The sequence below is a fragment of the Vibrio sp. 10N.261.52.C11 genome, assembly GCF_041471405.1.
In the GTDB taxonomy this organism is placed as follows: domain Bacteria; phylum Pseudomonadota; class Gammaproteobacteria; order Enterobacterales; family Vibrionaceae; genus Vibrio; species Vibrio crassostreae_C.
The window spans coordinates 36,372-62,703 of sequence record NZ_JBFROI010000055.1; the positions used below are offsets into that span (position 1 = coordinate 36,372).

The following is a 26,332-nucleotide window of genomic DNA, read 5'->3' on the forward strand; positions in this document are numbered from 1 at the left end:
GTTATTTTTATTAAGCCGATATTGTAACCGTTTTTGGGCAAAAAATTAAATCGCAATAACCATTTAACCAGTAGTGATACGTAAAAGAAGCATTTTTGAGAATCTAAAAATGCAAAAAGGCGACCCTTAGGTCGCCTTTATCTCAGAGTCTGTAATCTTAAAAAGATTAACGACGCTGTTTTGTCAGTTCGATAACTCGTAACTGAGCAATGGCTTTAGCCAGTTCACCGGCCGCTTGTGCGAAGTCTATGTCGCCATGCTGATTTTGGATATTCTCCACAGCCTTGCGTTTAGCTTCTTCCGCCTTTGCTGCGTCTAGCTCTTCACCACGGATAGCTGTATCAGCCAGTACAGTCGCTGTACCAGGCTGAACTTCTACCATACCACCAGAAACATAAATAATTTCTTCGTGGCCGTGCTGCTTAACAATACGCACCATACCAGGCTTGATAGCGGTCAGCAGTGGAGTGTGACCATGGAAAATACCAAGCTCACCCTCACTACCGGTCACCTGAAACGTCTCAACAAGACCAGAGAAAATTTGTTTCTCGGCACTTACAACGTCTAGGTGAAAGGTTATTGCTGCCATATCGCCTCCTAGTTAGCCTTATAGCTTCTTAGCATTCTCGATAGCTTCGTCAATTGCACCACAGTACATGAACGCTTGCTCTGGAATGTCATCGTATTCACCAGATAGAAGACCTTGGAAGCCACGTAGAGTCTCTTTAAGAGGTACGTAAATGCCTGGGTCACCTGTAAATACTTCCGCTACGTGGTAAGGCTGAGTTAGGAACTTCTCAATCTTACGAGCACGAGATACAACTTGCTTATCTTCTTCAGATAGCTCGTCCATACCTAGGATAGCAATGATATCTTTCAGCTCTTTATAGCGCTGAAGAGTAGACTGAACGCCACGAGCGATGTCGTAGTGCTCTTGTCCAACTACCAATGGATCCAGTTGACGTGAAGTAGAATCTAGCGGGTCGATCGCAGGGTATAGACCCATAGATGCGATGTTACGGTTAAGTACAACCGTTGCATCCAAGTGAGCGAACGTTGTTGCTGGAGACGGGTCAGTCAAGTCATCCGCAGGTACGTATACCGCCTGTACAGACGTGATAGAACCAGCTTTAGTTGACGTGATACGCTCTTGTAGAACACCCATTTCTTCAGCCAGTGTAGGTTGGTAACCTACCGCAGAAGGCATACGACCTAGGAGTGCTGATACTTCAGTACCTGCTAGTGTGTAACGGTAGATGTTATCAACGAACAGTAGAACGTCACGACCTTCGTCACGGAAGCGCTCTGCCATTGTTAGGCCAGTCAGGGCAACACGTAGACGGTTACCTGGTGGCTCGTTCATCTGACCGTAAACCATCGCTACTTTTGATTCTTCAGGTTTTTCGATGTTTACAACACCTGCTTCCTGCATCTCAAAGTAGAAATCGTTACCTTCACGAGTACGCTCACCTACACCTGCAAATACAGATAGGCCTGAGTGTTGAAGTGCGATGTTGTTGATAAGTTCCATCATGTTAACGGTCTTACCTACACCAGCACCACCGAATAGACCGATTTTACCACCCTTAGCGAATGGACAAATCAAGTCGATTACTTTAACACCAGTTTCTAGAAGAGCTGTCTCGTTAGACTGCTCTTCGTAGCTTGGAGCTTCACGGTGAATGGCGTAATGCTCTTCAGCACCAATCTCGCCACACTCATCAATCGCGTCACCTAGGACATTCATGATACGACCCAATGTCTTAGTACCTACTGGTACTGAGATTGGAGCGCCAGTATTTTCAACTGTCAAACCACGACGTAAACCATCAGAGCTACCCATTACGATTGCGCGAACTACGCCACCGCCAAGTTGTTGCTGAACTTCAAGAACTAGACGTTCTTGTACTTCATTAACATTCAGAGCGTCGTATACACGAGGTACTTCACCCTGTGGGAACTCTACGTCGACTACCGCACCGATGATCTGTACGATCTTACCTGTAGCCATCGTTAATCCTCTAACTATTTAGTTTTACCTAAGCTTAAACCGCAGCTGCGCCTGAAACGATCTCAGAAAGTTCTTGTGTAATTGCCGCTTGACGCGCTTTGTTGTACACAAGTTCTAAGTCATCAATAATGTCACCAGCGTTATCTGTTGCTGATTTCATAGCAATCATTCGAGCCGCTTGCTCACAAGCAAGGTTCTCAACCACACCTTGGTACACTTGAGATTCGACATAGCGAACCAATAGTGCATCTAGTAGTGGTTTTGGCTCGGGCTCATAAATGTAGTCCCAAGAATGACTGCGTTTCATTTCTTCGCTGTCTGATTTAGGCAAAGGAAGTAATTGATCGATCGTTGGTTCTTGAACCATAGTGTTTTCAAACTTGTTGAACACTACGAACAGGCGATCTAATTCGCCTTCATCATATTTCTTCAGCATAACGCTTACAGAGCCAATCAAGTCTTCAAGGCTTGGACGATCGCCCAGACCAGAAACTTGAGCTGCTACTTTCGCGCCGCTGTTATTGAAAAATGCTGTCGCTTTAGAACCTACAATTGCAAGTTCAACGTCAGCACCTTTCTCAGACCAATCTTTCATGTCGTTCATGGCTTTCTTGAACAAGTTAATGTTCAAACCACCACAAAGACCACGGTCTGTAGAAACGATGATGTAACCAACACGTTTGGCTTCACGTTCCTCAAGATAAGGATGCTTATACTCGAGGCTACCATTAGCCAAATGACCGATCACTTTACGCATTGTTTCTGCATATGGACGAGTAGCTTCCATTGCGTCTTGAGAACGACGCATTTTTGAAGCTGCTACCATTTCCATTGCTTTCGTAATCTTCTGTGTGCTTTTAACACTACCGATTTTATTACGTATCTCTTTTGCGCCGGCCATCGTTACTCTCCGTTAATGGTATGAGGTGGCCCTAAGACCACCTACCAATTACCAGGTCTGGGTTGCCTTGAAATCGTCAACAAGCTTCTTCAGCTCAGCTTCGATTTCTTTATTGAAAGCACCCGTTGTGTCGATCTGTGTTGCTAGATCGGCATATTGACCACGAGCAAACGACAGTAAAGCAGCTTCAAAGTCTAGAACTTTAGAAAGTTCAACGTCTTGAAGGTATCCACGCTCTGCAGCGAAGATTACTAGAGCTTGGTCAAATACAGACATAGGAGCGTATTGCTTCTGCTTCATCAGTTCTGTAACTTTTTGACCGTGGTCTAGCTGCTTCTTAGTCGCTTCATCAAGATCCGAAGAGAACTGAGCAAATGCTGCAAGTTCACGGTATTGAGCTAGAGCAGTACGGATACCGCCAGATAGCTTCTTGATGATTTTAGTCTGCGCCGAACCACCTACACGAGAAACTGAGATACCAGGGTCAACAGCTGGACGTACGCCCGCGTTGAATAGCTCAGTTTGTAGGAAGATCTGACCATCGGTAATCGAGATTACGTTCGTCGGTACGAATGCAGATACGTCACCAGCTTGCGTTTCGATGATAGGAAGAGCAGTTAAAGAACCCGTCTTGCCTTTCACTTCGCCTTTAGTGAATTCTTCTACGTAGTGTTCGCTTACACGAGCAGCACGCTCTAGTAGACGAGAGTGAAGGTAGAAAACATCACCAGGGAACGCTTCACGACCTGGTGGACGCTTAAGTAGTAGCGAGATTTGACGGTAAGCTACAGCTTGCTTAGATAGGTCATCATAAACAATCAGTGCATCTTCACCGCGATCACGGAAGTATTCGCCCATCGCACAACCAGCATACGGTGCAAGGTATTGCAGCGCTGCAGATTCAGAAGCCGATGCAACAACAACAACAGTGTTTGCTAGTGCGCCGTGCTCTTCTAGTTTGCGAACTACGTTAGCAATAGTCGACGCTTTTTGGCCGATAGCTACGTAGATAGAGAAAATACCAGAATCTTTTTGGTTAATAATCGCATCGATCGCCATTGCTGTTTTACCAGTCTGACGGTCACCGATTACTAGTTCACGTTGACCACGACCGATAGGGATCATTGAGTCAACAGACTTGTAACCAGTTTGAACAGGTTGATCTACCGATTTACGGTCGATTACACCTGGTGCGATAATTTCTACAGGCGAAGTCAATTTAGCTTCGATTGGACCTTTACCATCAATTGGCTCACCTAGCGTGTTTACAACACGACCAAGCATTTCAGGACCTACTGGTACTTCTAGAATACGACCAGTACCTGTAACTTTCATGCCTTCCTGTAGGTCAGCATACGGGCCCATTACAACAGCACCAACCGAATCACGGTTCAAGTTCAGTGCTAGAGCGTAACGGCCACCCGGTAGTTCGATCATTTCACCTTGCATCACGTCCGCTAGGCCGTGGATGCTAAGGATGCCATCGCTTACAGAAACGATAGTACCTTCATTGCGAGCTTCACTAACAACGTCGAAAGATTCAATACGTTGTTTAATTAGATCGCTAATTTCAGTGGAATTAAGTTGCATGCTCCAATCCCCATTAAGACTGCAATGCATCGCTCAGGCGGTCTAAACGACTGCGCGCTGAGTTATCGATGACTAGGTCTCCGGCTCGAATAATAACTCCACTAAGTAGAGTCTCATCTATACTGCAATTCAGCTGAACTTTGCGCGCAAGGCGCAGTTCCAATTTGCTGATAATGCTTGTGCGTTGTTCTTCAGAAAGTTCAACAGCTGAAGTAACTTCAACGTCGATCTCTTTCTCATACTCTTTTTTGAGTATAAAGAACTCTTTACAAACATCAGGAAAAGCCATTAAGCGGCCATTCTCTGCCATCACTTTAATTAAGTTCTGGCCGAATTCATCAAATTGTTCGCCACAAATTACAATGAATACTTCAGCTAATTTTTCAGCAGTCATAGAACCGCTTAATAAATTGTGAACATCATCATTTTGTGCCACTTCGGCAGCAAAAGTAAGCATTTGACCCCATTGGTCTAGCTCACCTTTATCTACCGCAAAGTCAAACGCTGCTTTAGCATAGGGGCGTGCGATTGTAGTCAAATCAGACATATACAGCCCCTTGCTTTAAAGTTTTGCAGTAATGTTGTTAAGAAGATCATCGTGTACATCTTTATCGATTGTACGCTCAAGGATTTTCTCAGCACCAGCTATAGCCAGAGTTGCGACTTGTTTGCGCAGGTCATCACGGGCACGTGTACGCTCTGCTTCAATTTCTGCTTCAGCTTGCGCTAAGATTTTCTGGCGTTCTGCCTGAGCTTCTTCGCGTGCTTCATCAATAATTTGAGCTTTACGTTTGTTTGCCTGATCAATAACCTCAGTTGCAGTGCGCTTTGCTTCTTTCATTTGCTCAGAAGCGTTGGCTTGTGCCAGGTTCAAGTCTTTAGCAGCGCGTTCAGCGGCTACAAGACCGTCAGCAATTTTTTTCTGACGTTCTTCAATTGCTTGCATGATTGGTGGCCATACATATTTCATGCAGAACCAAACAAACAGTGAAAAAGCAATTGCTTGACCTAGCAGAGTTGCGTTCATATTCACAACAGCTACCCCTCGTTAAGAATCAACTACAAAAATTTAATTAACTATTAAAGAGTTAATTAGCCTGCTAGTTGACCAACAAATGGGTTAGCAAACGTGAATAGTAGTGCGATTACGATACCGATCATTGGAACAGCATCCAGTAGACCAGCGATGATGAACATCTTAACTTGTAGCATTGGAGCCATTTCAGGTTGACGCGCAGCGCCTTCTAGGAATTTACCACCAAGAATAGCAAAACCAATTGCAGTACCTACGGCACAAAGACCAACAATAATAGCAACAGCGATTGCTGAAAAACTTAGTACAGTTTCCATTTACGTTCTCCGATTAACATTAATAGTTAGAATAAAGCTTAAAAATTTTTTAGTGATCACTATCTTCATGAGCCATTGATAAGTAAACGATTGTCAACATCATGAAAACAAACGCTTGAATCAATATAACTAAGATATGGAAGATAGCCCAAGGTAGTGCACCTACCCATTGTAAGTACCACGGTAGCATTGCCGCGATAAGAATAAACACCACCTCACCCGCAAACATATTACCAAATAAACGCATACCTAGAGATAGTGGCTTCGCTAATAACGAAATTACCTCAAGTACCAAGTTAAATGGGATCATGATTGGGTGATTAAATGGATGCAGTGCCAATTCTTTAGCAAATCCGCCTAGGCCTTTCACTTTGATGCTGTAGTAGATCATCAGAGCAAAAACACCCAAAGCCATTGCCATGGTTATATTTACATCAGCTGTAGGAACCACTTTCAAGTAAGGGATACCTAGCCAATGCTCTGCAGGATATGGTAAGAAATCGATAGGCACTAAGTCCATCAAGTTCATAATGATAATCCAGCAGAATATAGTCAGTGCTAGTGGGGCAATCAGAGGGTTGCGACCATGGAAAGTTTCTTTAACGTTGTCGCCAACGAATTCCACTACCATTTCAACAAAACACTGAAGCTTACCAGGTACACCTACTGTTGCTTTCTTAGCGACTGAGCGAAAAACCCAAAGGAATAACATCCCTGTCAACACCGAAAAAAACAGACTGTCTATATGTACGTTCCAGAAACTTGTCTCCTCTACAAGACCAAACTTAGCTAAAGAAAGGTTTTGTAAATGGTGTTCAATGTATCCGGATGCTGTTGGCGCAGCCATAACTCATCCTATTTTTTATTGTTAATGAAAAGCACTGGCGCAAAGATATTAATACCTAGAACCAGTAAATAGGTCAGTTTGAGGGGAATTAATTCCACCTGCATATACATGTAGACAATAGAGAATAGTAGAACTGTGATAAGGATCTTTAGTGCTTCACCTGCATAGAACGACGCCGCAACTAACTTAGTTGCGCGAGCTCCACAAAATAGGAAAGCACACACACAAAAAACCACATTCGCGATGACAAAAATACCGCCACCAACCAATGCAGCAAAACCCCAATCAGGATTAACAGCTAAACCTAACCCTATCGCCACTAATATAACCGCGCTAAGCTCGATCAATAACATTTGCTTTGCAAGCACTCGTCCTGGTCTTGCTAACGCCGCTACCATGTATTCGTTCCTCTTTAAGCCCACTTTACCACTCGCTTAAAAGCGTGCTGAGAAATTGGCGAAAATTATACGTTCAGCCAAATTGATTGCAATAAGAATGCAGCAATCATTTACATTTCTGTATACAAACCGACAACTTTTGTAAGAAATTACTTGTTTATTACATAATTGACCTAAATCAATTATCTCATTTAGTACTCTAGTTTAGCAATAAGTTGCTCTAATTTGTGAGGCTCATCAAGAGTAATTGTCACTTTTGAATTACCGCTAACAGAACGAGTAACTGAAACGTTTGCTTGCAATTTTTCCGTGAGTCTTCGTGAAAGTTCGATGGCCTCAGTGTCTTCGGGCTTCGATTCAGCTTCAACGTCTGGTTTTAAGCACTTTTTGACAAGTTGCTCAGTTTGACGCACGGTCATTTTTTTGGTTGCTGCAGTATTCGCTGCCTCAACCTGGGTAACACCTTCAAGCGCAAGCAGTGCTCTAGCATGCCCCATTTCTAGTTGTTTACTGGAAACTAAACCTTTTACTTCATTTTCGAGCTGATTTAGACGTAATAAGTTACTAACGGTAGCTCTGGATTTACCAATCACATCGGCGACCTGCTGATGTGTCAGTGAAAACTCGTTCTGCAAGCGCTCTAGCGCTTGTGATTCTTCGATAACATTCAGATCTTCACGTTGAATGTTCTCGATCAATGCCATCGCAATCGCGGCCTTGTCTTCTACTCTCTTGATCAAGCATGGAACTTGTTTAAGACCAGCTTGACGAGCCGCTCTCCAACGACGTTCACCAGCAATAATCTCAAATTGGTCGTGCGCTAAAGGGCGTACAACGATCGGTTGGATAATGCCTTGAGATTGTATAGATGCCGCTAACTCTTCTAGCGCTTCCGGCGCAATATCCTTACGCGGTTGATATACACCTGGCTTTAAGCAACCGACAGCAAGTTCGATGAGCTCACCATCAGCCGATAACGCTTGACTATGAGAAGCTACTTGTTGTTTTTCACGAGCCAGAGAGCTAGTTGCAAGCAATGCATCTAGCCCCTTTCCTAAACCGCGCTTAGACATTGAGCGAATTCCTTTGGTTAGACCTATACTGGGACTTCTTCACGACGCAACATTTCGCCTGCAAGAGCAAGATATGCCTTCGCTCCTGCGGAATATTTGTCGTAGTACATTGCTGGCTTGCCATGACTAGGCGCTTCTGCCAGACGCACATTTCTAGGGATAACAGTTCGGTAGACTTTGCTACCAAAATGTTTTTTGAGTTGATCAGATACTTCGTTCGATAAGCGGTTACGAGGATCGTACATAGTACGTAGAAGACCTTCGATCTTAAGATTCTCGTTTACTACCGCAGCGAGTTTACTGATGGTATCCATCAACGCAGTCAAACCTTCCAAAGCAAAGTATTCACATTGCATAGGAACCAATACGGAGTCGGCCGCAGCCATCGCGTTGATTGTAAGAAGGTTTAATGAGGGCGGACAATCAATAAAGATGAAATCATAGTTATTGCGAATGGGTTCGAGTGCATTTTTTAAACGAACTTCACGAGCAAACACTTCCATCAGCTTGATTTCTGCCGCAGTAACATCACCGTTCGCGGCGATGAGGTCATAATTGCCAGATGTACTCCGGCAAACCACCTCATCAAATGGGGTGTCTTCAACCAACAAATCGTAAGCTGTTGCTTCAACTTGATACTTGTCGACACCGCTCGCCATAGTGGCATTACCTTGAGGATCGAGGTCAACAACCAATATCTTGCGTTTTGTTGCCGCCATTGATGCTGCTAAATTAATGCAAGTTGTTGTTTTTCCTACGCCACCCTTCTGGTTGGCAATTGCTACGATTCTACCCACTATGGCCTCGCTGATTATCCCTGACGCGATAAAGTAACTAGATGACGCTCTCCATCAAGCTCTGGCACTTGCAAAGCTTTAATGTCTGTCACTGAACACCATTCAGGTAACAGGTCGATTTCGTCTCTAGGATGTTGTCCCTTAAGAGCCAAAAATACACCGGATTGCTCTTTAGGTAAATGGTGACACCACTCTACCATGTCTGTCATTGACGCAAATGCACGACTGAGCACTGCATCAAACTTTTCTTCTGGTTGAAATTCTTCAACGCGACTTTGAACCGGTACCACGTTGTCGATACCCAGCTCATGAATCACCTGTTTGATAAAACGAATACGCTTACCTAGGCTGTCTAGCAAGTAAAACTCGCAGTCTGGATTCATGATTGAGAGCGGAATCCCAGGAAGACCAGGTCCCGTACCCACATCGATAAAGCGCTTACCTTGTAAGTGAGTGCTAACAATGATGCTATCTAAGATATGTTTCACCATCATTTCTTGTGGGTCACGAACTGATGTTAGGTTATAAGCTTTGTTCCACTTGTTCAGTAACTCAACGTAGCCAACCAACTGGCCACGTTGTTTTTCAGATACTTCAAGTTCAGTCTGGCCAATAAGGTGATCCAGTTTTTCGCGTAATGCGCTCATTATGCTTCCTCACCTTTTTTCAACAGGCCGTGTTTTTTCAAGTAAACCAACAGAATTGAGATTGCTGCAGGTGTGATACCTGAAATTCGCGAAGCAATACCAATTGAGTCAGGCTTAGCTGTCGTTAGTTTAAGAACCACTTCGTTAGAAAGTCCTTTTACCTTGCTGTAATCGATATCAGCAGGCAGTTTGGTGTTTTCATGACGCAGTGATTTTTCAATTTCGTCTTGTTGACGCTGAATGTAACCATCGTACTTCACTTGGATCTCAACTTGCTCAGACGCTTGTTGATCTTCCAGTGCAGGACCAAAACGATCCAATGCGGTTAACTGTGAATAAGTCATTTCAGGGCGACGAAGAAGATCTTCACCGCTCGCTTCACGAGACATTGGTGTTTTCAGAATTTGGTTCAGTTGATCAATATCTTCAGATTTTGGATTAATCCAAGTCTCTTTCAGACGTTGACGCTCCTTCTCCATGTTTTCCATCTTCTCGTTGAAACGAGCCCAACGAGCGTCATCAACAAGGCCAAGTTCACGCGACTTTTCAGTCAAGCGGATATCGGCGTTGTCTTCACGAAGCAGCAGACGGTATTCCGCGCGAGACGTAAACATGCGGTAAGGTTCTTTGGTACCCATGGTAGATAGGTCGTCGATAAGCACGCCCATGTAAGCTTGGTCACGACGTGGACTCCAGCCTTCTTTGCCTTGAGTAAACAAACTTGCATTCAGACCGGCCATCAAGCCTTGTGCAGCCGCTTCTTCATAGCCAGTGGTACCGTTGATTTGACCCGCAAAGAATAGACCTTTGATAAACTTAGTTTCGTAAGTCAGCTTAAGGTCGCGAGGATCAAAGAAATCGTACTCAATCGCATAGCCAGGGCGAACGATATGAGCATTTTCAAAGCCCTTCATCGAACGAACAATTTGAACCTGTACATCAAACGGCAGACTGGTAGAGATACCATTCGGGTATAGCTCGTGAGTCGTTAGACCTTCTGGCTCAATAAAAATTTGGTGACTGTTCTTGTCAGCAAAACGCATTACTTTGTCTTCAATCGAAGGGCAGTAACGAGGGCCAATGCCTTCAATCACACCCGCGTACATAGGGCTGCGATCAAGGTTGGCACGAATTACGTCATGCGTATTTTCATTGGTATGCGTGATGTAACATGGAATTTGACGAGGTTGTTGAGCTCGGCTGCCCATGAACGAGAAAACAGGCGTCGGGTTATCACCGTGCTGAACCTCAAGCTCAGAAAAATCAACGCTACGCGCATCGATACGAGGAGGAGTACCTGTTTTCAGGCGATCAACTCGGAATGGAAGATCACGAAGACGGTCAGCCAGTGCGATCGATGGTGGATCACCAGCACGGCCACCTGAAGAACTTTCCATACCAATATGGATCTTGCCGCCTAGGAATGTGCCCACAGTCAGAACCACAGCGCTTGCGCGGAACTTAAGGCCCATCTGCGTTACCACACCTACCACTTGATCCTGTTCAACGATCAAGTCATCAACCGACTGTTGGAACAAAGTCAGGTTTGGCGTGTTTTCAAGAACGTTACGAACAAAGGCTTTGTACAGTGCGCGGTCAGCTTGTGCACGAGTAGCACGAACCGCAGGGCCTTTTGATGCGTTCAATGTTCTGAACTGAATACCTGCATGATCAATAGCTTGCGCCATTAATCCACCCATTGCATCGACCTCTTTTACCAAGTGGCCCTTACCGATCCCGCCAATGGCTGGGTTACAAGACATTTGTCCTAGTGTATCGATATTATGAGTAAGTAATAACGTACTTTGACCAGTACGTGCAGATGCGAGTGCGGCTTCCGTTCCTGCATGGCCACCACCAACAACGATGACGTCAAATTTTTCGTGATAAAGCATGAACCGACCTCAGGTATTCAAACGTTTTCTAGATTGATAAAAAGGAGCGATATTCTACCTGTTTTCATAGCCTGAGAAAACGTTTTTGGGATTTTTCGAAAAAGCTGTTTTTAATTAATATAGATAAGATCTTTAAGGAGATCTTTTATTAGATCTATTATTAGGATCGAGGTTATCTGTGGATAAGTCGAAAATGATCAACAAGATCATGGATCTTTTTTGGATCAAATGATGTGATCTAACTTTGATCAGGATGAGGATTAGCTGGGATCAAAATGGCTACTTATTCACAGGAGGAAATTAGCCTAAAACTTGTTATTTGAATAACTATAGGTTAATCACCGTATATGTATGATCTTATCCACAGAAGAAATTGAAAATAGATCGCTAATTTTCGATGTTTTTGAAAAAAAGTTATTCACAATCACGATGTTCAGAGACAAAAAAAGCGGCATAAGCCGCTTTTTGAGAGAGGAGAGAGGTTAAAACTGGTCGCTATGATCGTTGAACCAAGCTTCTGCTGCGTCTTCTGGTACCGGAGTTTCCAATACATCGATGGTAAAACAGTCAGAAATAGGCTGAGCACCGAGCTCTTTCATCTGGCTGTGGACTGATTTTCCCGCCAAACAGAAGGTATCGTAACTCGAATCACCAAGCGCCACGACAGCAAAGCGAACCGGGCTTAAATCTGGAGATTGCTGGGTCAATGCGTCGATAAACGGCTTAATATTATCTGGAAATTCACCCGCACCATGAGTTGAAGTCACCAGCAACCAAAAGCCTTGTTGGGGAATATCATCGAATTCAGGCTGATTATGAAGGGTGATCTCGTGGCCTTGCTCTTCAAGAAGATCATTAAGGTGATCGCCAACGTACTCTGCACCACCTAAGGTGCTGCCTGTAATAATGTGGATCATTAAGCTGTCCTTACTAAAGAAAAAGGCCAGCATGAGCCGGCCTTTAAAGGTTATTTACCAATACAGAAAGAGGTGAAGATACGGCCGAGTAGGTCATCGGAACTGAATTCACCAGTAATCTCGTTAAGGTGTTGCTGCGTTATACGCAGTTCTTCTGCCAAGATTTCCCCTGCCATATAGCCTTCGAGCTGTTGCTGGCCAATATCTAGATGCTCAGATGCGCGTTCTAGGGCATCTAAGTGGCGACGACGTGCCATGAAGCCACCTTCATTGCCACCAGCAAAGCCCATGCAATCTTTTAAGTGATTACGTAGTGCATCAACGCCTTGTCCCGTCTTTGCTGATAGTCGAATCAGAGTTGGATCATTAACATGGCAAATCCCGAGATCTTCACCGGTTTGATCGGCTTTGTTACGAATCACGGTCATTCCGATGTTATTCGGCAGACGATCAACGAAATCTGGCCAGATATCTTTCGGGTCGGTTGCATCGGTAGTGGTGCCATCGACCATAAATAAAACGCGATCGGCTTGAGCAATTTCTTCCCAAGCGCGTTCAATACCGATTTTTTCGACTTCATCCGAGGCTTCACGCAGGCCTGCGGTATCAATAATGTGCAGTGGCATACCATCAATATGGATATGTTCACGAAGTACATCACGGGTTGTACCTGCAATATCAGTCACAATCGCGGAGTCTTTACCCGATAATGCATTCAGTAAGCTCGACTTACCGGCATTAGGACGACCTGCAATCACCACCTTCATACCTTCACGCATGATGGCACCTTGATTGGCTTCTTGGCGAACCGCTTCGAGGTTGTCGATGATAGCTTGTAAGTCAGCACTTACTTTACCGTCAGCAAGGAAATCAATCTCTTCTTCTGGGAAGTCGATAGCGGCTTCAACATAGATGCGTAAGTGAATCAGAGAGTCCACCAGCGTATTAATGCGTTTCGAGAACTCACCTTGCAACGATTGCAGAGCTGATTTCGCCGCTTCTTCTGAACTGGCATCAATGAGGTCAGCAATCGCTTCTGCTTGGGTTAAATCCATCTTGTCGTTCAAGAAGGCACGCTCCGAGAACTCACCAGGGCGTGCTGCGCGTAGCCCTGGAATCGCGAGGATGCGCTTGATGAGCATATCCATTACCACAGGGCCGCCGTGGCCTTGTAGCTCTAATACGTCTTCACCGGTAAACGAGTGCGGGTTAGGAAAGTAAAGCGCGATGCCTTGGTCTAGCTCTAAACCATCGTGAGATTTAAAAGGGGTGTACTCAGCGTAACGTGGTTTCAGTACTTTGCCGGTAACTTCAAGCGCAACTTGGGCTGCTTGTGGGCCTGAAACGCGAATAATACCGACGCCGCCACGGCCGGGTGCAGTCGCTTGAGCAACAATCGTATCTGTAGTCATAGTTGTGCCTGCTAGCATGTGAAAGCCAAAAAGGGGCGCTCACGATTAATCAATTAGCTGAATTGTAATCAGCTAAAAACAAAAAGGCGACCTTTTGGTCGCCTTTCTTTGTCTCTTTCTATTATCGAACTTACTTAGAATGTAAGCCTTTCTTTTCCAGCGCGCGGTAGATAAGCGTTTGCTGAATCAGAGTTACGATGTTCGATACTAGCCAGTATAGAACCAGACCTGAAGGGAAGAACAGGAAGAAGAATGTGAACATAACCGGCATAAAGGTCATGATCTTCTGCTGCATTGGATCCGTTACAGTTGTCGGGCTCATCTTCTGGATTAGGAACATTGAAGCCCCCATCAGAAGTGGCAAGATGTAGTATGGGTCTTGTGCTGAAAGGTCAGTAATCCAACCGAAGAACGGTGAGTGACGCAGTTCAACAGACTCCATTAGTGCCCAGTATAGCGAAATGAAGATAGGCATTTGCAGAAGGATAGGTAAACAGCCACCTAGTGGGTTTACTTTCTCTTTCTTGTAAAGCTCCATCATTTCTTGGCTCATGCGTTGACGGTCGTCGCCGATACGCTCACGCATTGCAGTCAGCTTAGGCTGAAGCATACGCATTTTCGCCATAGACGTGTACTGAGCTTTCGTTAGTGGGTACATAGCACCACGAACGATGAAAGTTAGACAGATGATTGCCAGACCCCAGTTCACAACGATGCCTTGAATGAACGAAAGCAGAGTATGAAGTGGTTTAGCAATGAACCATAACCAACCGTAGTCAACTACTAGGTCTAGGTTAGGTGCAACAGCAGCCATTTGGTCTTGAAGTTTAGGACCAACCCAAAGCGTTGCTTTGAAGTTTGCTTCGTCGCCAGTAGCGATGGTTTTGTTCGGCATGCGAACACCGATGTCGCCAAGGTTACCAATTACACGAGTGTAAAGGTTGCTGCCTGCTTCGTCGCGTGGGATCCATGCACTTGCAAAGTAGTGCTGAATCATCGCTGCCCAACCTTGACCGTTTGCTAGGTTAAGAGACAGGTTGCGATCTTGCATGTCGTCGAAGCTGTATTTTTTGTAACGCGTATCTTCCGTAGAGTAAGCACCACCACGGTAAGTTGGCATTGTTAGGCTACCGCCGTCATCCATTACGTTCTGACGCAGGTGAGCGTACATGCCGAATGTCGCGTTGTTACCAGAGTTGTTGACTACATCGTATTCAACATCCATTGCGTAGCTGCCACGCTTAAGGATGAATGTTTTCGTGTAATCAAGGCCGTTCGCTTGGTAAGTCATCGGGATGCGTAGTTCATCCTGACCATCAGCAAGCGTGAAGCTGTCTGCTGAAACTGTGTAGCTTGGGCGGTTTGTGCTGCTTAAATCGATACCTTGAGGACCCACTAGACCGCTTTGTGCGATAAATTGGTGACCTGGTTCGTTTTTAAGAAGAACAAACGTATCTTCAGAATCGAACTCAGCAGAGTAATCGTTTAGGTTTGCTTTAACGACATCACCACCAACCGTATCAATTGACAGAGTCAGTACATCAGTTGTTACTGTGATAGTTTTAGCAGAAGAAGCAACTTGACCAGGAGCCGGGTCTAGATCATCTGCATAAGATGGCGCTGGTAGGGTGCTGCCAGATTGTGCCTGCTCAACCGCTTGTGGTGCTGGATTCTGAGCTACGTTCCATTGTTGGAACAGTAGGAAAGAAACCAAAGCCAATGCGATTAACAGGATATTACGTTGAGAATCCATCGTTATTTATCTCTGTCTTGTTTTTGGACTGGTGGAACGGGGTCAAAGCCCCCTTCGTTCAAAGGATGGCATTTTAATAGACGTTTGCCTGATAACCAACACCCTTTTACAAAACCGTGAGCTTTCAACGCTTCTATCGCATATAAAGAGCAGGTTGGAGTAAATCGGCAGCGTGGGCCGATGAGTGGACTAATAAACCATCTATAAAAATAGATGGGTATTAGCGCTATCCACGCGAAGGGCGAGACAGGCGAAGCCATAATTTGTCGAGTAGCTTGAACATTTCTTCATTGCTTAAATCTTGCGCGCTCTTCTTAGCGATTACAACAAAATCTTTGTTAGGAAGTTTGTGTTGAGTGTTACGAAAGCTTTCACGAGTAAGACGCTTGAATCGGTTACGACCCACGGCGGTTTTAATCTGCTTTTTCGGAACGGCTAATCCAAGACGAGGATTTGAAAGAGAGTTATTTCGGGCAATGATGGTGAAATGAGGGGAGCCAGCTCGATGAGCTTGCTTGAAGACATTTTGATAATGTTCGGGAGTTAACAAGCGTAACTCCCGACCGAAGGCTAGCTTATTCAAAATAATCAAAGATTACTTAGAAAGACGCTTACGGCCTTTTGCACGACGTGCATTGATTGTTGCGCGACCGTTCTTAGTAGCCATGCGAGCACGGAAACCGTGAGTACGCTTACGCTTTAGAACTGTAGGTTGAAAAGTGCGTTTCATTGTAATTACCTTACTGATCAGTAGTTTTAGGTTTTTGTTAAACCCGGCGTGGGCATTTTTTCTCTTCTTTATATAAGAAAGGAAAACCGACGCCTCTCAACAAAGAGGCGGAATTGTAATCACTGTCACAAAAAGTGTCAATGATTGGGTTAACTAAAATTCCGGTCGGGGGATTATACGTAGAATAACTAAAATCACAAGGATCCTTAGTCGATCCCAACCTTATTTAAGAATTTTTTTAATTTAGGATCCTGTGGATTACCAAAAATATCCTGTGGAGATCCCTGCTCGATAATATGACCGTCAGCCATGAAGATCACTCGGTCTGCGACCTCTCTCGCGAACTGCATTTCATGGGTAACCACCAGCATGGTTTGATGCTGATTTGCCAGTTTTTTCATTAGGTTAAGCACTTCGCCAACCCACTCAGGATCGAGCGCTGAAGTCGGCTCATCAAACAGTAAAAGCTCGGGTTGTAGTGCCATTGCACGGCCAATACCCACCCGTTGTTGCTGGCCACCAGAGAGCGCGGCTGGGTAGCTATCACCTTTGTCACCTAAGCCAATATCATCAAGTATTTGTTGTGCTTTTTCATGGGCTTGCTGTTTTTTCCAACCACGAACGGTAATTAAACCTTCAGCAATATTCTGTCTCGCGGTTTGGTGAGCGAACAGTGCATAGTTTTGGAACACAAAACCGGTCTTACGACGCAGTGCAAGCACCTCTGCCTTAGTGTGTTTCTGAGTATCAACCTTGATATCATCAATCGAAATCGTGCCTTGATCGGCTTGCTCTAGAAAATTCACACAACGCAGTAGGGTAGATTTACCCGTACCACTTGAACCTATGATGACAATTATCTCACCTTGTTTGATTTCTAGGTCGATCCCTTTCAAAACTTCGGTGTCACCAAACTGCTTGTGGATATTTTGTAATTTGATCATCGTACATACGCCTTATTCAGTTTCACTTCGGCCCAAATTTGAATACGAGTGAGGATAACCACCACGCCCCAGTAAATCAGTGCGACTGCTAAGAAAGCCTCGAAGAAGCGGAAACTTGAAGAAGCCTCCATCTGAGCTTTAGCCATGATTTCGGCGACACCTAGGGTGAAGGCAAGTGAAGTCGACTTGATCATATCGATGAAGTAGTTCATCAACGACGGCAGTGCCACGCGAGTTGCTTGCGGTAAGATCACTCGGCGCATCGCTTGGCTGGTTGTCATACCGACCGAAAGGCTGGCTTCCATCTGGCTGCGATCAATACCGATAATCGCGGCACGAATACTTTCTGCCATATACGCGGCAAAGTGCAGGGTTAAGCCAATCACAGCGGCGCTGAAGGCATCCAACCCAACCATCCACGGGAAGACTTGTGGTAAGCCGTAATAAAGGAGGAACAGCTGCACCAACAGTGGTGTGCCTCGGAAGAAGCTAATGTACAGCTGGCTCAGTTGGTCGAGCACTGGGATTTTGAATACACGAATATTCGCCAGTATCAGAGACAGGATCAGAGCAAAGAACAAGCCCCAGGTCGCCATCTCCATCGTGGTGCCTAAATACTTCAGTAGTATTGGCAACAGCTCTAGCATGTAATTAAAGTCAAATCCCATAATCTATCTCGTATTTTTATTGGCAGTGTTGTTCTATATGTAAGTACTGTTGTATCAGGTTTTTTAATCAGTGCACAAAAGCAAAAAGCCCACCGCTGTATAAAGCAGTGGGCCTTGAATGGAGAAAGTGATTAATTACTTCTGAGTAATGTCCGCACCAAACCATTTCTGAGAGATACTTTCTAGCGTACCATCTGCGCGCATTGCTGCTAATGCTTCATTTACTTCTGCTTGCAGTTTTTTGCCGTTATCGTTGTCGACGAAAGGCCAAGCGTTTTCAATTGTTTCGAATGGCTGACCTGCTAGTTGTAATGGTAGACCAGTCTTCTTGATAAGCTCTAGTGCTGATAGGCGATCCATTACGAATGCATCGGCACGACCCAGTGCCACGTCATGTTCAATACCTGTATCGTAGGTTTTTACATTGATCTTGCCATCTTTGTCGTAGCTGCGAAGCAGTTGTTCAAAGTTTGAGCCTAGGTTTACCGCAACCGTCTTGCCATCAAGGTCTTCGATGCCTTTAATGCTGTCATTACCTTTACGAACGGTAATTTGTGCGCCGTCTACTACGTATGGGTCTGCGAATAGGTATTTCGCTTTACGTGCATCCGTCATTGTAATTTGGTTTGAAATGGTATCGATGCGACCCGTTTCAAGAAGACCAAACAGACCAGAGAAGTTTGCCGTTACGTATTCAACCTTGTAATCGTTACGCTTACCGATCTCATCCCATAAATCCACTTCAAAACCCTGTAGCTGGTCTTGTTTAACGAACGTAAACGGGAAATAGCGACCAGACATGCCGACTTTAACTTCAGTCGCAGCTTGAACAGTAGCAGCAGAGAGTGCGATAGCCGCAATTGCAGCCTTAATCCAGTTATTCATTTGGTAACTCCTTATATTTATGGGTTTGGATGTTACTGGGAAAATGCTCACTAGAATAAATAACCAGATGTTATTAACCATAACCAGATTGAATTCCCGATTTGGGGATAACTAGCAAGGATCCGGGCATAAGTGGATCATTGTGTGAGTAAATTAGGGGCAAGATGTGTGGATCCACCGATAAATTACAAATTTATTGTGAATAACTTGGATCTTATTCACTGGATCTGTGATCAATTGCTGGTGATCTGACTTATCAACAGGTAAAATTAGCGGTCATTTCATATTACTTTAAATAGAGTGAGGGCACCGTGTCATCTTCGCTTTGGTTGCAGTGTTTGCAACAGCTTCAAGAAGAGTTACCAGCTACAGAATTCAGTATGTGGGTTCGTCCGTTACAAGCGGAACTCAATGACAATACTCTAACTCTATTTGCACCGAACCGTTTCGTACTCGATTGGGTTCGTGATAAGTATCTAAATAGCATTAACCGTCTGCTGCAAGAATATTGCGGTAACGATATCCCACATCTTCATTTTGAAGTGGGAAGCAAGCGTGTGATTGCACCAAAGCCTGCGACACCGACACCAACTCAGACTCGCACTGCAGCTGATGTGGCCGCTGAGTCATCAGCACCTGCGCAATTACAAGCTCGCAAACCTGTCCATAATATCTGGCGTGATGAAGAGCCTGTCGCGGTTGACTTGAATCACCGCTCAAACGTGAACCCAAAACATAAGTTCAATAACTTTGTTGAAGGTAAGTCGAACCAACTCGGTTTGGCTGCGGCACGTCAGGTTTCTGATAACCCAGGTACAGCCTACAACCCGTTGTTCCTATACGGCGGCACTGGTTTAGGTAAAACGCACTTGTTGCATGCGGTGGGTAACGCCATTGTTGATAATAAGCCGAATGCTAAAGTGGTTTACATGCACTCAGAGCGCTTTGTTCAAGACATGGTGAAAGCGCTCCAAAACAACGCGATCGAAGAATTTAAGCGCTACTACCGTAGTGTTGATGCATTGCTTATCGATGATATCCAATTCTTTGCTAATAAAGAGCGTTCTCAAGAAGAGTTCTTCCATACCTTTAACGCGCTGCTTGAAGGCAATCAACAGATCATCCTAACGTCTGACCGTTATCCAAAAGAGATCAACGGGGTAGAAGATCGTCTTAAATCTCGTTTCGGCTGGGGTTTGACGGTAGCGATTGAGCCACCAGAGCTTGAGACACGTGTTGCGATCTTGATGAAGAAAGCCGAAGACCACCAAATTCACCTTGCGGATGAAGTGGCGTTCTTTATTGCCAAGCGTCTACGCTCTAACGTTCGTGAACTGGAAGGCGCATTGAACCGTGTTATTGCGAATGCAAACTTCACTGGCCGCCCGATCACGATCGACTTCGTGCGTGAAGCACTGCGTGACCTACTTGCACTGCAAGAAAAACTGGTCACTATTGATAACATTCAAAAGACAGTAGCCGAGTACTACAAAATCAAAGTCGCTGATCTATTGTCTAAGCGTCGTTCTCGTTCTGTTGCTCGTCCACGTCAATTGGCGATGGCACTGGCGAAAGAGCTAACAAACCACAGCTTGCCTGAGATTGGCGATGCATTCGGTGGTCGTGACCACACGACGGTACTGCATGCTTGTCGTAAGATTGCTCAGCTGCGTGAAGAGAGCCACGACATTAAAGAAGATTATTCGAACTTGATTCGTACCCTTTCTTCTTAATACACAGTATTCTTAACCTTAATAAGCAGAATCTTGGCCACGTACTATTACGCAGTGCCATTTAGACCGTAAGAGCAAGATATGAAATTTACCATTGAACGTAGTCACCTGATTAAGCCATTACAACAAGTATCTGGCGCACTCGGTGGCAGGCCAACGCTTCCAATTCTAGGAAACCTACTGATTAAAGTAGAAGATAACGTGTTGTCGATGACAGCGACGGATCTAGAAGTTGAACTGATCAGCCGTGTAACGCTTGAAGGTGATTTCGAAGCGGGTAGCATTACCGTACCTTCACGTAAATTCCTAGATATCTGCCGTGGATTGCCAGATAACTCAGTGATCACGGTGGTATTGGATGGTGACCGTATTCAGGTTCGCTCTGGTCGTAGCCGCTTCTCTTTAGCAACATTACCTGCGGCAGATTTTCCAAATATTGAAGACTGGAGCAGTGAAGTTGAAGTGTCAGTGACACAAGCTGAACTTCGCGGTCTTATCGAGAAAACACAATTCTCAATGGCGAACCAAGATGTTCGTTACTACCTCAACGGTATGTTGTTTGAGATTGAAGGCTCTATCCTGCGCAGCGTAGCGACCGATGGTCACCGTATGGCAGTATCTCAAGCACAACTGGGTGCGGATTTTGCTCAGAAGCAGATCATTGTTCCTCGTAAAGGTGTTCAAGAGTTAGTGAAGCTATTGGATGCACCTGAACAGCCAGTAACACTGCAAATTGGTAACTCTAACGTGCGAGCTGAAGTGAACAACTATGTCTTCACTTCTAAGCTGGTTGATGGTCGTTTCCCTGATTATCGCCGCGTAATGCCGCAAAATACCACCAAGACACTTGAAGCTGGCTGTGATGAATTACGTTCAGCATTTTCTCGTGCTGCGATTCTATCGAATGAAAAATTCCGTGGTGTTCGCGTTAACCTTGCGGATAGCGAGATGCGCATTACCGCGAACAACCCAGAGCAAGAAGAAGCAGAAGAAGTACTCGATGTTAACTTCGACGGTGACGCGCTAGAGATTGGCTTCAACGTAAGCTACGTATTGGATGTTCTGAACACACTGCGTTGTGAACAGGTTCGCATCTCAATGTCAGACGCCAATGCGAGTGCTCTTATCGAGAACGCACAAGATGACAGCGCGATGTACGTTGTTATGCCAATTCGCTTATAAGCAGCCCTATGTTGACCTACCGAGTCGTGATTGAAGATTAATATGAAGACGTTATGCCTTTATCGCGCTTAATCGTTAAGCAGTTTAGAAATATTGAAGCCTGTGACATTCAACCGTCATCAGGCTTTAACTTTCTTATAGGGGCTAACGGAAGCGGCAAAACCAGTGTCCTTGAAGCTGTGTATCTGCTCGGACATGGTCGCTCATTCAAGAGTTCACTTACCGGTCGTATCATACAAAACGAGTGTAGTGAGCTGTTTGTACATGGCCGTTTTATGACCTCGGATCAATTTGAGCTGCCAATTGGCATTAATAAGCAGCGCGATGGCACGACAGAGGTTAAAATAAGCGGTCAAACTGGGCAAAAGTTGGCTCAGTTAGCTCAAGTCTTACCTTTGCAGTTGATTCACCCTGAAGGGTTTGATTTACTAACCGATGGACCTAAGCATCGCCGAGCATTCATTGATTGGGGAGTCTTCCACAGTGAGTCGGGCTTTTATGATGCGTGGGGCAGGGTAAAGCGCCTCAATAAGCAGCGAAACGCCTTATTGAAAACGGCAACGCACTATCGAGAGCTGAGCTATTGGGACCAAGAATTGGCCCGTTTAGCAGAAAGCATCAGTCAGTGGCGTGCCACCTACGTTGATCAGCTCAAAGAAGTCGCCGAAGAAATCTGTGCGACCTTCCTTCCTGAGTTTGAGATAAAGATTAACTACTATCGTGGCTGGGACAAAGACACCCCGTACGCCGATATATTAGAAAAGAATTTTGAAAGGGATCAGCAGCTTGGTTACACCTTTAGTGGGCCAAACAAAGCGGATCTGAAGATAAAAGTGAACGGCACTCCAGTGGAAGATGTCTTGTCACGAGGTCAATTGAAGTTGATGGTGTGCGCGCTACGAGTAGCACAAGGGCAACACCTCACTCAAATGACAGGTAAGCAGTGCATCTATTTGATAGATGACTTCGCTTCCGAATTAGATAGCCAACGCCGAGCACGTCTTGCTGAGTGTTTAAAGGCGACCCAGGCTCAAGTTTTTGTAAGCTCTATTACCGCTGATCAGATTGCAGATATGCATGACGAAAATAGCAGGATGTTTCATGTGGAACATGGCAAAATAGAGCAAGGATAATTAGTCAGAGAGTAACTATGTCAGATAATTACGATTCATCGAGTATTAAAGTACTGAAGGGTCTGGATGCGGTACGTAAGCGTCCTGGAATGTACATTGGCGACACGGATGATGGTACCGGTCTGCACCACATGGTTTTTGAGGTGGTAGATAACTCTATTGATGAAGCGCTAGCTGGTCACTGTAATGACATCATTGTAACTATCCATGAAGATAGTTCTGTGTCTGTGAGCGATGACGGCCGTGGTATTCCAACAGAATTGCACCCAGAAGAAAACGTATCTGCAGCCGAAGTAATCATGACGGTTCTTCACGCTGGTGGTAAGTTCGATGATAACTCGTACAAGGTATCTGGTGGTCTGCACGGTGTTGGTGTTTCAGTAGTTAACGCACTTTCTAAGCAAGTTACTCTTACTATCCACCGCGGTGGCAAAATCCACACTCAAACCTACAGCCACGGTGAGCCTCAAGCGCCACTAGCGGTTATCGGTGACACGGATAAAACAGGTACAGAGATTCGTTTCTGGCCGAGTGAAGAAACCTTCACTAACATCGAGTTCCATTACGACATTTTAGCTAAGCGTCTACGTGAGCTATCATTCTTGAACTCAGGTGTATCAATTAAGCTAATTGACGAGCGCGAAGAAGACAAAATGGATCACTTCGAATACGAAGGCGGTATCCAAGCGTTTGTTGAACACCTTAATACTAACAAAACGCCAATCATCCAAAAAATCTTCCACTTTAACTCTGAGCGCGAAGACGGTATTACCGTTGAAGTTGCGATGCAGTGGAATGACGGCTACCAAGAAAACATCTACTGTTTCACCAACAACATCCCTCAACGCGATGGTGGTGCTCACTTAGCAGGTTTCCGTGCGGCGCTAACGCGTACTCTGAACAGCTTCATGGACAAGGAAGGCTTCTCTAAGAAAGCGAAGACTGCGACCTCTGGTGATGATGCTCGTGAAGGTCTGACGGCGATTGTTTCTGTTAAAGTGCCTGATCCTAAGTTCTCAAGCCAAACTAAAGATAAGCTGGTTTCTTCAGAAGTGAAGTCTGCCGTTGAATCTACAATGGGTGAGAAGTTGTCTGAGTTCCTTATTGAGAACCCAGGTGAAGCGAAAACAGTTTGTTCTAAAATTATTGATGCAGCACGTGCTCGTGATGCAGCGCGTAAAGCTCGTGAAATGACTCGTCGTAAAGGCGCATTAGATTTAGCGGGTCTTCCTGGTAAGCTTGCTGACTGTCAGGAAAAAGATCCTGCACTGTCTGAACTATATATTGTGGAAGGAGACTCTGCTGGCGGTTCAGCTAAGCAGGGGCGTAACCGTAAGAACCAAGCAATCCTACCGCTGAAAGGTAAAATCCTTAACGTAGAGAAAGCACGTTTCGATAAAATGCTGTCTTCTCAAGAAGTAGCAACGCTAATCACCGCTCTTGGTTGTGGTATTGGTCGTGACGAATACAACCCAGATAAACTGCGTTACCACAACATCATCATCATGACCGATGCCGATGTCGATGGTTCTCACATCCGTACCCTGCTACTGACGTTCTTCTACCGTCAAATGCCAGAGCTGATTGAACGTGGCTACATCTACATTGCTCAACCGCCACTTTACAAAGTGAAGAAAGGTAAGCAAGAGCAGTACATTAAAGATGAAGATGCGATGAACCAGTATCAAGTATCTTTGGCTTTAGACAACGCAGAACTGCACGTAAACCCTGAAGCGCCAGCATTTGCAGGTGAAGGTTTAGAGAAGCTTGTTCAGCAATACAATGCAGGCATCAAGCTTGTTGATCGTATGAGCCGCCGTTACCCACGCGCATTGGTTCACGAACTGATTTACGTTCCTCGTCTAACGGCCGAGCAGTGTCATGATGACGCGGCAGTTGAAGCTTGGGGTAAGCAGCTTGTTGAACAGCTAAACGCGAAAGAAGTAGGTGCAAGCCAATACAGCCTTGAAGTTGAAAAACACGAAGAGCTAGGCTTAAGCGTTCCTAAGATTGTGGTTCGTACTCATGGTGTGACTCATGAACACCTACTAAGCATCGATCTTATTAACTCTAAAGAGTTTGGTAAGCTAGCGGATCTTTCTGAAGCTCTTGATGGCTTGATTGAAGAAGGCGCTTACATTAAGCGTGGTGAGCGTACTCAAGAAGTTTCTAGCTTCGTTGATGCTCTGAACTGGTTAGTGAAAGAGTCTCGTCGTGGTCTAAGCCTACAGCGATACAAAGGTCTAGGCGAGATGAACCCGGATCAACTTTGGGAAACCACAATGGATCCTGAAACTCGCCGTATGATGCAAGTAACAATTGAAGACGCTGTTGGTGCTGATTTGTTGTTTACGACGCTAATGGGTGACCAAGTTGAACCTCGTCGTAACTTCATCGAAGAGAATGCACTGAAAGTAGCAAACCTAGACGTTTAGTCTCTTTGATACTTCGCTCTTTGGCTTAATTTCTGTGTCAGAGGTGCTCACATACATTCGTATGCTCCGCGCCTCTTCCTTGAACTAAAGCCAAATAGCTTCGTCTCAAAAAACTAAAATCATTTTAAAGCACTATCCTTTGGATGGTGCTTTTTTATGTTTGTAAGATATTGAAAAATATTGAGTTGCAAAAATAATTGAAAATAACCCCTTGAAACTATTTTGCTCAATCCATATATCTATTTGTGAAGAGGATGACTGTCTTGCTCTACAAGAGAAGAAACAGAACCTTCATTACCGCTAACGAAGTATCGCTCAATAGAGGATAACTTTGGCAGCACACAACTTAAAAATTGATTCATTGCCATGTCCCAGCGTTGTCGCCAATAGAGGTGAAACCCGAGGAATGCGAATTGAATCTCTTAGCTGTTTACTGGGTCACACACAGGTTAGATCCAAGTAAAATTCGCAGCTAAGACTATTGCTTACTAAAAGGATAGCATTATGAGAACTGTAGATTTCACTCCACTTTACCGCAACGCAATCGGCTTCGATCGTCTATTCAACATGATGGAAGCGAATACATCGAAGAACTCTTCTGGCGGTTACCCTCCATACAACATCGAGCAAAAAGACGAGAACAACTACCGTATTACTATGGCAGTCGCTGGTTTTGCTGATGACCAATTAGATCTGACTCAGAAAGAGAACATGCTAATTGTGAAAGGTGAGCGTAAAGCAGAAGCAGAGAAAACCTTCGTATACCAAGGTATCGCAGAGCGCGATTTCGAGCGTAAATTCCAACTGGCTGACTACGTAAAAGTGGTAGGTGCAAGCATGGAAAATGGTCTTCTTCACATCGACCTCGAACGCGAAATCCCAGAAGCGATGCAACCACGTAAGATTGCTATCAATGGTAATAGTCTACTAGAAGGCTAATTACTGTTAGCTCCTTAGAGCTAAAAAATATCGGGAAGTAAAAGTGAAAGAGCACCTAATGAGGTGCTCTTTTTGTATTTGACCTGCGGTAA

At 44.9% G+C, this 26,332-nt stretch carries 28 protein-coding genes; 5 read left to right on the forward strand and 23 right to left on the reverse strand.

Annotated elements, in window-relative coordinates:
- Positions 1-166: 166 nt before the first annotated feature.
- The 22 genes from AB4323_RS19445 to AB4323_RS19550 all read right to left on the reverse strand — a co-directional run bounded on the left by AB4323_RS19445 (position 167) and on the right by AB4323_RS19550 (position 18,818).
- Positions 167-589, reverse strand: a complete 423-nt coding sequence (locus AB4323_RS19445) for a F0F1 ATP synthase subunit epsilon (protein WP_004735742.1) — start codon at positions 587-589, stop codon at positions 167-169.
- An 18-nt stretch (positions 590-607) separates the two neighbouring features.
- Positions 608-2,011 (reverse strand): F0F1 ATP synthase subunit beta, encoded by a 1,404-nt coding sequence (gene atpD / locus AB4323_RS19450; protein WP_017058792.1) that lies wholly within the window; start codon positions 2,009-2,011, stop codon positions 608-610.
- 34 nt (positions 2,012-2,045) lie between these two features.
- Entirely contained in the window at positions 2,046-2,912 is an 867-nt protein-coding gene (atpG, locus tag AB4323_RS19455) for a F0F1 ATP synthase subunit gamma (protein WP_016794171.1), read from the reverse strand.
- A gap of 48 nt (positions 2,913-2,960) precedes the next feature.
- On the reverse strand, positions 2,961-4,502 hold the full coding sequence (atpA, locus tag AB4323_RS19460) for a F0F1 ATP synthase subunit alpha (protein ID WP_017063023.1): 1,542 nt from the start codon (positions 4,500-4,502) through the stop codon (positions 2,961-2,963).
- A 13-nt stretch (positions 4,503-4,515) separates the two neighbouring features.
- Positions 4,516-5,049: a F0F1 ATP synthase subunit delta gene (gene atpH, locus AB4323_RS19465; protein WP_010433233.1), complete on the reverse strand. Its 534-nt coding sequence runs from the start codon at positions 5,047-5,049 to the stop codon at positions 4,516-4,518.
- Between the two features lie 15 nt (positions 5,050-5,064).
- Complete coding sequence (atpF, locus tag AB4323_RS19470; RefSeq protein ID WP_010433231.1) at positions 5,065-5,535, reverse strand: F0F1 ATP synthase subunit B; 471 nt, start codon at positions 5,533-5,535, stop codon at positions 5,065-5,067.
- Positions 5,536-5,594: 59 nt separating this feature from the next.
- A complete protein-coding gene (atpE, locus tag AB4323_RS19475) occupies positions 5,595-5,852 on the reverse strand; it encodes a F0F1 ATP synthase subunit C (protein WP_004411110.1) in 258 nt (85 codons plus the stop codon).
- Positions 5,853-5,901: 49 nt separating this feature from the next.
- On the reverse strand, positions 5,902-6,699 hold the full coding sequence (gene atpB, locus AB4323_RS19480; protein ID WP_009848124.1) for a F0F1 ATP synthase subunit A: 798 nt from the start codon (positions 6,697-6,699) through the stop codon (positions 5,902-5,904).
- Between the two features lie 8 nt (positions 6,700-6,707).
- Positions 6,708-7,097, reverse strand: a complete 390-nt coding sequence (locus tag AB4323_RS19485) for a F0F1 ATP synthase subunit I (protein WP_010433210.1) — start codon at positions 7,095-7,097, stop codon at positions 6,708-6,710.
- Between the two features lie 191 nt (positions 7,098-7,288).
- The gene (locus tag AB4323_RS19490; RefSeq protein ID WP_372153143.1) at positions 7,289-8,170 is read right to left on the reverse strand and encodes a ParB/RepB/Spo0J family partition protein; all 882 of its coding nucleotides are present in this window, start codon (positions 8,168-8,170) and stop codon (positions 7,289-7,291) included.
- A 23-nt stretch (positions 8,171-8,193) separates the two neighbouring features.
- Entirely contained in the window at positions 8,194-8,967 is a 774-nt protein-coding gene (locus AB4323_RS19495; protein ID WP_029235097.1) for a ParA family protein, read from the reverse strand.
- 14 nt (positions 8,968-8,981) lie between these two features.
- Complete coding sequence (rsmG, locus tag AB4323_RS19500; RefSeq protein ID WP_017058801.1) at positions 8,982-9,614, reverse strand: 16S rRNA (guanine(527)-N(7))-methyltransferase RsmG; 633 nt, start codon at positions 9,612-9,614, stop codon at positions 8,982-8,984.
- Positions 9,614-11,509, reverse strand: a complete 1,896-nt coding sequence (gene mnmG / locus AB4323_RS19505) for a tRNA uridine-5-carboxymethylaminomethyl(34) synthesis enzyme MnmG (protein ID WP_017058802.1) — start codon at positions 11,507-11,509, stop codon at positions 9,614-9,616. Before mnmG ends, rsmG begins: the two co-directional genes overlap by 1 nt.
- A gap of 482 nt (positions 11,510-11,991) precedes the next feature.
- Positions 11,992-12,426 carry an FMN-binding protein MioC gene (gene mioC / locus AB4323_RS19510; RefSeq protein ID WP_017058804.1) on the reverse strand — a complete coding sequence of 145 codons (435 nt, stop codon included), beginning with the start codon at positions 12,424-12,426 and terminating at the stop codon, positions 11,992-11,994.
- Between the two features lie 50 nt (positions 12,427-12,476).
- Entirely contained in the window at positions 12,477-13,838 is a 1,362-nt protein-coding gene (gene mnmE / locus AB4323_RS19515; protein ID WP_029235098.1) for a tRNA uridine-5-carboxymethylaminomethyl(34) synthesis GTPase MnmE, read from the reverse strand.
- Between the two features lie 130 nt (positions 13,839-13,968).
- Positions 13,969-15,591 carry a membrane protein insertase YidC gene (gene yidC, locus AB4323_RS19520; RefSeq protein WP_017058806.1) on the reverse strand — a complete coding sequence of 541 codons (1,623 nt, stop codon included), beginning with the start codon at positions 15,589-15,591 and terminating at the stop codon, positions 13,969-13,971.
- Positions 15,592-15,593: 2 nt separating this feature from the next.
- Complete coding sequence (gene yidD / locus AB4323_RS19525; RefSeq protein WP_004735802.1) at positions 15,594-15,851, reverse strand: membrane protein insertion efficiency factor YidD; 258 nt, start codon at positions 15,849-15,851, stop codon at positions 15,594-15,596.
- The gene (gene rnpA / locus AB4323_RS19530; protein ID WP_017055478.1) at positions 15,818-16,141 is read right to left on the reverse strand and encodes a ribonuclease P protein component; all 324 of its coding nucleotides are present in this window, start codon (positions 16,139-16,141) and stop codon (positions 15,818-15,820) included. The genes yidD and rnpA overlap by 34 nt, the downstream gene beginning before the upstream one ends.
- Before the next feature lie 45 nt (positions 16,142-16,186).
- On the reverse strand, positions 16,187-16,321 hold the full coding sequence (gene rpmH / locus AB4323_RS19535) for a 50S ribosomal protein L34 (RefSeq protein WP_004735800.1): 135 nt from the start codon (positions 16,319-16,321) through the stop codon (positions 16,187-16,189).
- A 206-nt stretch (positions 16,322-16,527) separates the two neighbouring features.
- Complete coding sequence (locus AB4323_RS19540; RefSeq protein ID WP_017058807.1) at positions 16,528-17,265, reverse strand: amino acid ABC transporter ATP-binding protein; 738 nt, start codon at positions 17,263-17,265, stop codon at positions 16,528-16,530.
- Entirely contained in the window at positions 17,262-17,933 is a 672-nt protein-coding gene (locus tag AB4323_RS19545) for an amino acid ABC transporter permease (protein ID WP_009848134.1), read from the reverse strand. The genes AB4323_RS19540 and AB4323_RS19545 overlap by 4 nt, the downstream gene beginning before the upstream one ends.
- Positions 17,934-18,068: 135 nt before the next feature.
- Complete coding sequence (locus tag AB4323_RS19550; protein ID WP_009848135.1) at positions 18,069-18,818, reverse strand: amino acid ABC transporter substrate-binding protein; 750 nt, start codon at positions 18,816-18,818, stop codon at positions 18,069-18,071.
- Between the two features lie 311 nt (positions 18,819-19,129).
- Here AB4323_RS19550 and dnaA point away from each other — a divergent pair, with 311 nt between their 5' ends.
- From dnaA to gyrB, 4 genes are all read left to right on the forward strand, one after another.
- A complete protein-coding gene (dnaA, locus tag AB4323_RS19555) occupies positions 19,130-20,551 on the forward strand; it encodes a chromosomal replication initiator protein DnaA (RefSeq protein WP_017058808.1) in 1,422 nt (473 codons plus the stop codon).
- 81 nt (positions 20,552-20,632) lie between these two features.
- Entirely contained in the window at positions 20,633-21,733 is a 1,101-nt protein-coding gene (dnaN, locus tag AB4323_RS19560) for a DNA polymerase III subunit beta (protein ID WP_017058809.1), read from the forward strand.
- A gap of 53 nt (positions 21,734-21,786) precedes the next feature.
- A complete protein-coding gene (gene recF / locus AB4323_RS19565) occupies positions 21,787-22,866 on the forward strand; it encodes a DNA replication/repair protein RecF (protein ID WP_017058810.1) in 1,080 nt (359 codons plus the stop codon).
- A gap of 17 nt (positions 22,867-22,883) precedes the next feature.
- Positions 22,884-25,301: a DNA topoisomerase (ATP-hydrolyzing) subunit B gene (gene gyrB / locus AB4323_RS19570; RefSeq protein ID WP_017058811.1), complete on the forward strand. Its 2,418-nt coding sequence runs from the start codon at positions 22,884-22,886 to the stop codon at positions 25,299-25,301.
- A 239-nt stretch (positions 25,302-25,540) separates the two neighbouring features.
- On the opposite strand, the gene AB4323_RS19575 is transcribed toward gyrB, so the two are convergent.
- Positions 25,541-25,663, reverse strand: coding sequence for a hypothetical protein (locus AB4323_RS19575; RefSeq protein ID WP_267869012.1), 123 nt, complete (start codon positions 25,661-25,663; stop codon positions 25,541-25,543).
- A gap of 142 nt (positions 25,664-25,805) precedes the next feature.
- On the opposite strand from AB4323_RS19575, the gene AB4323_RS19580 reads away from it, so the two are divergent.
- Positions 25,806-26,240, forward strand: coding sequence for an Hsp20 family protein (locus tag AB4323_RS19580; protein WP_009848140.1), 435 nt, complete (start codon positions 25,806-25,808; stop codon positions 26,238-26,240).
- Positions 26,241-26,332: the final 92 nt, after the last annotated feature.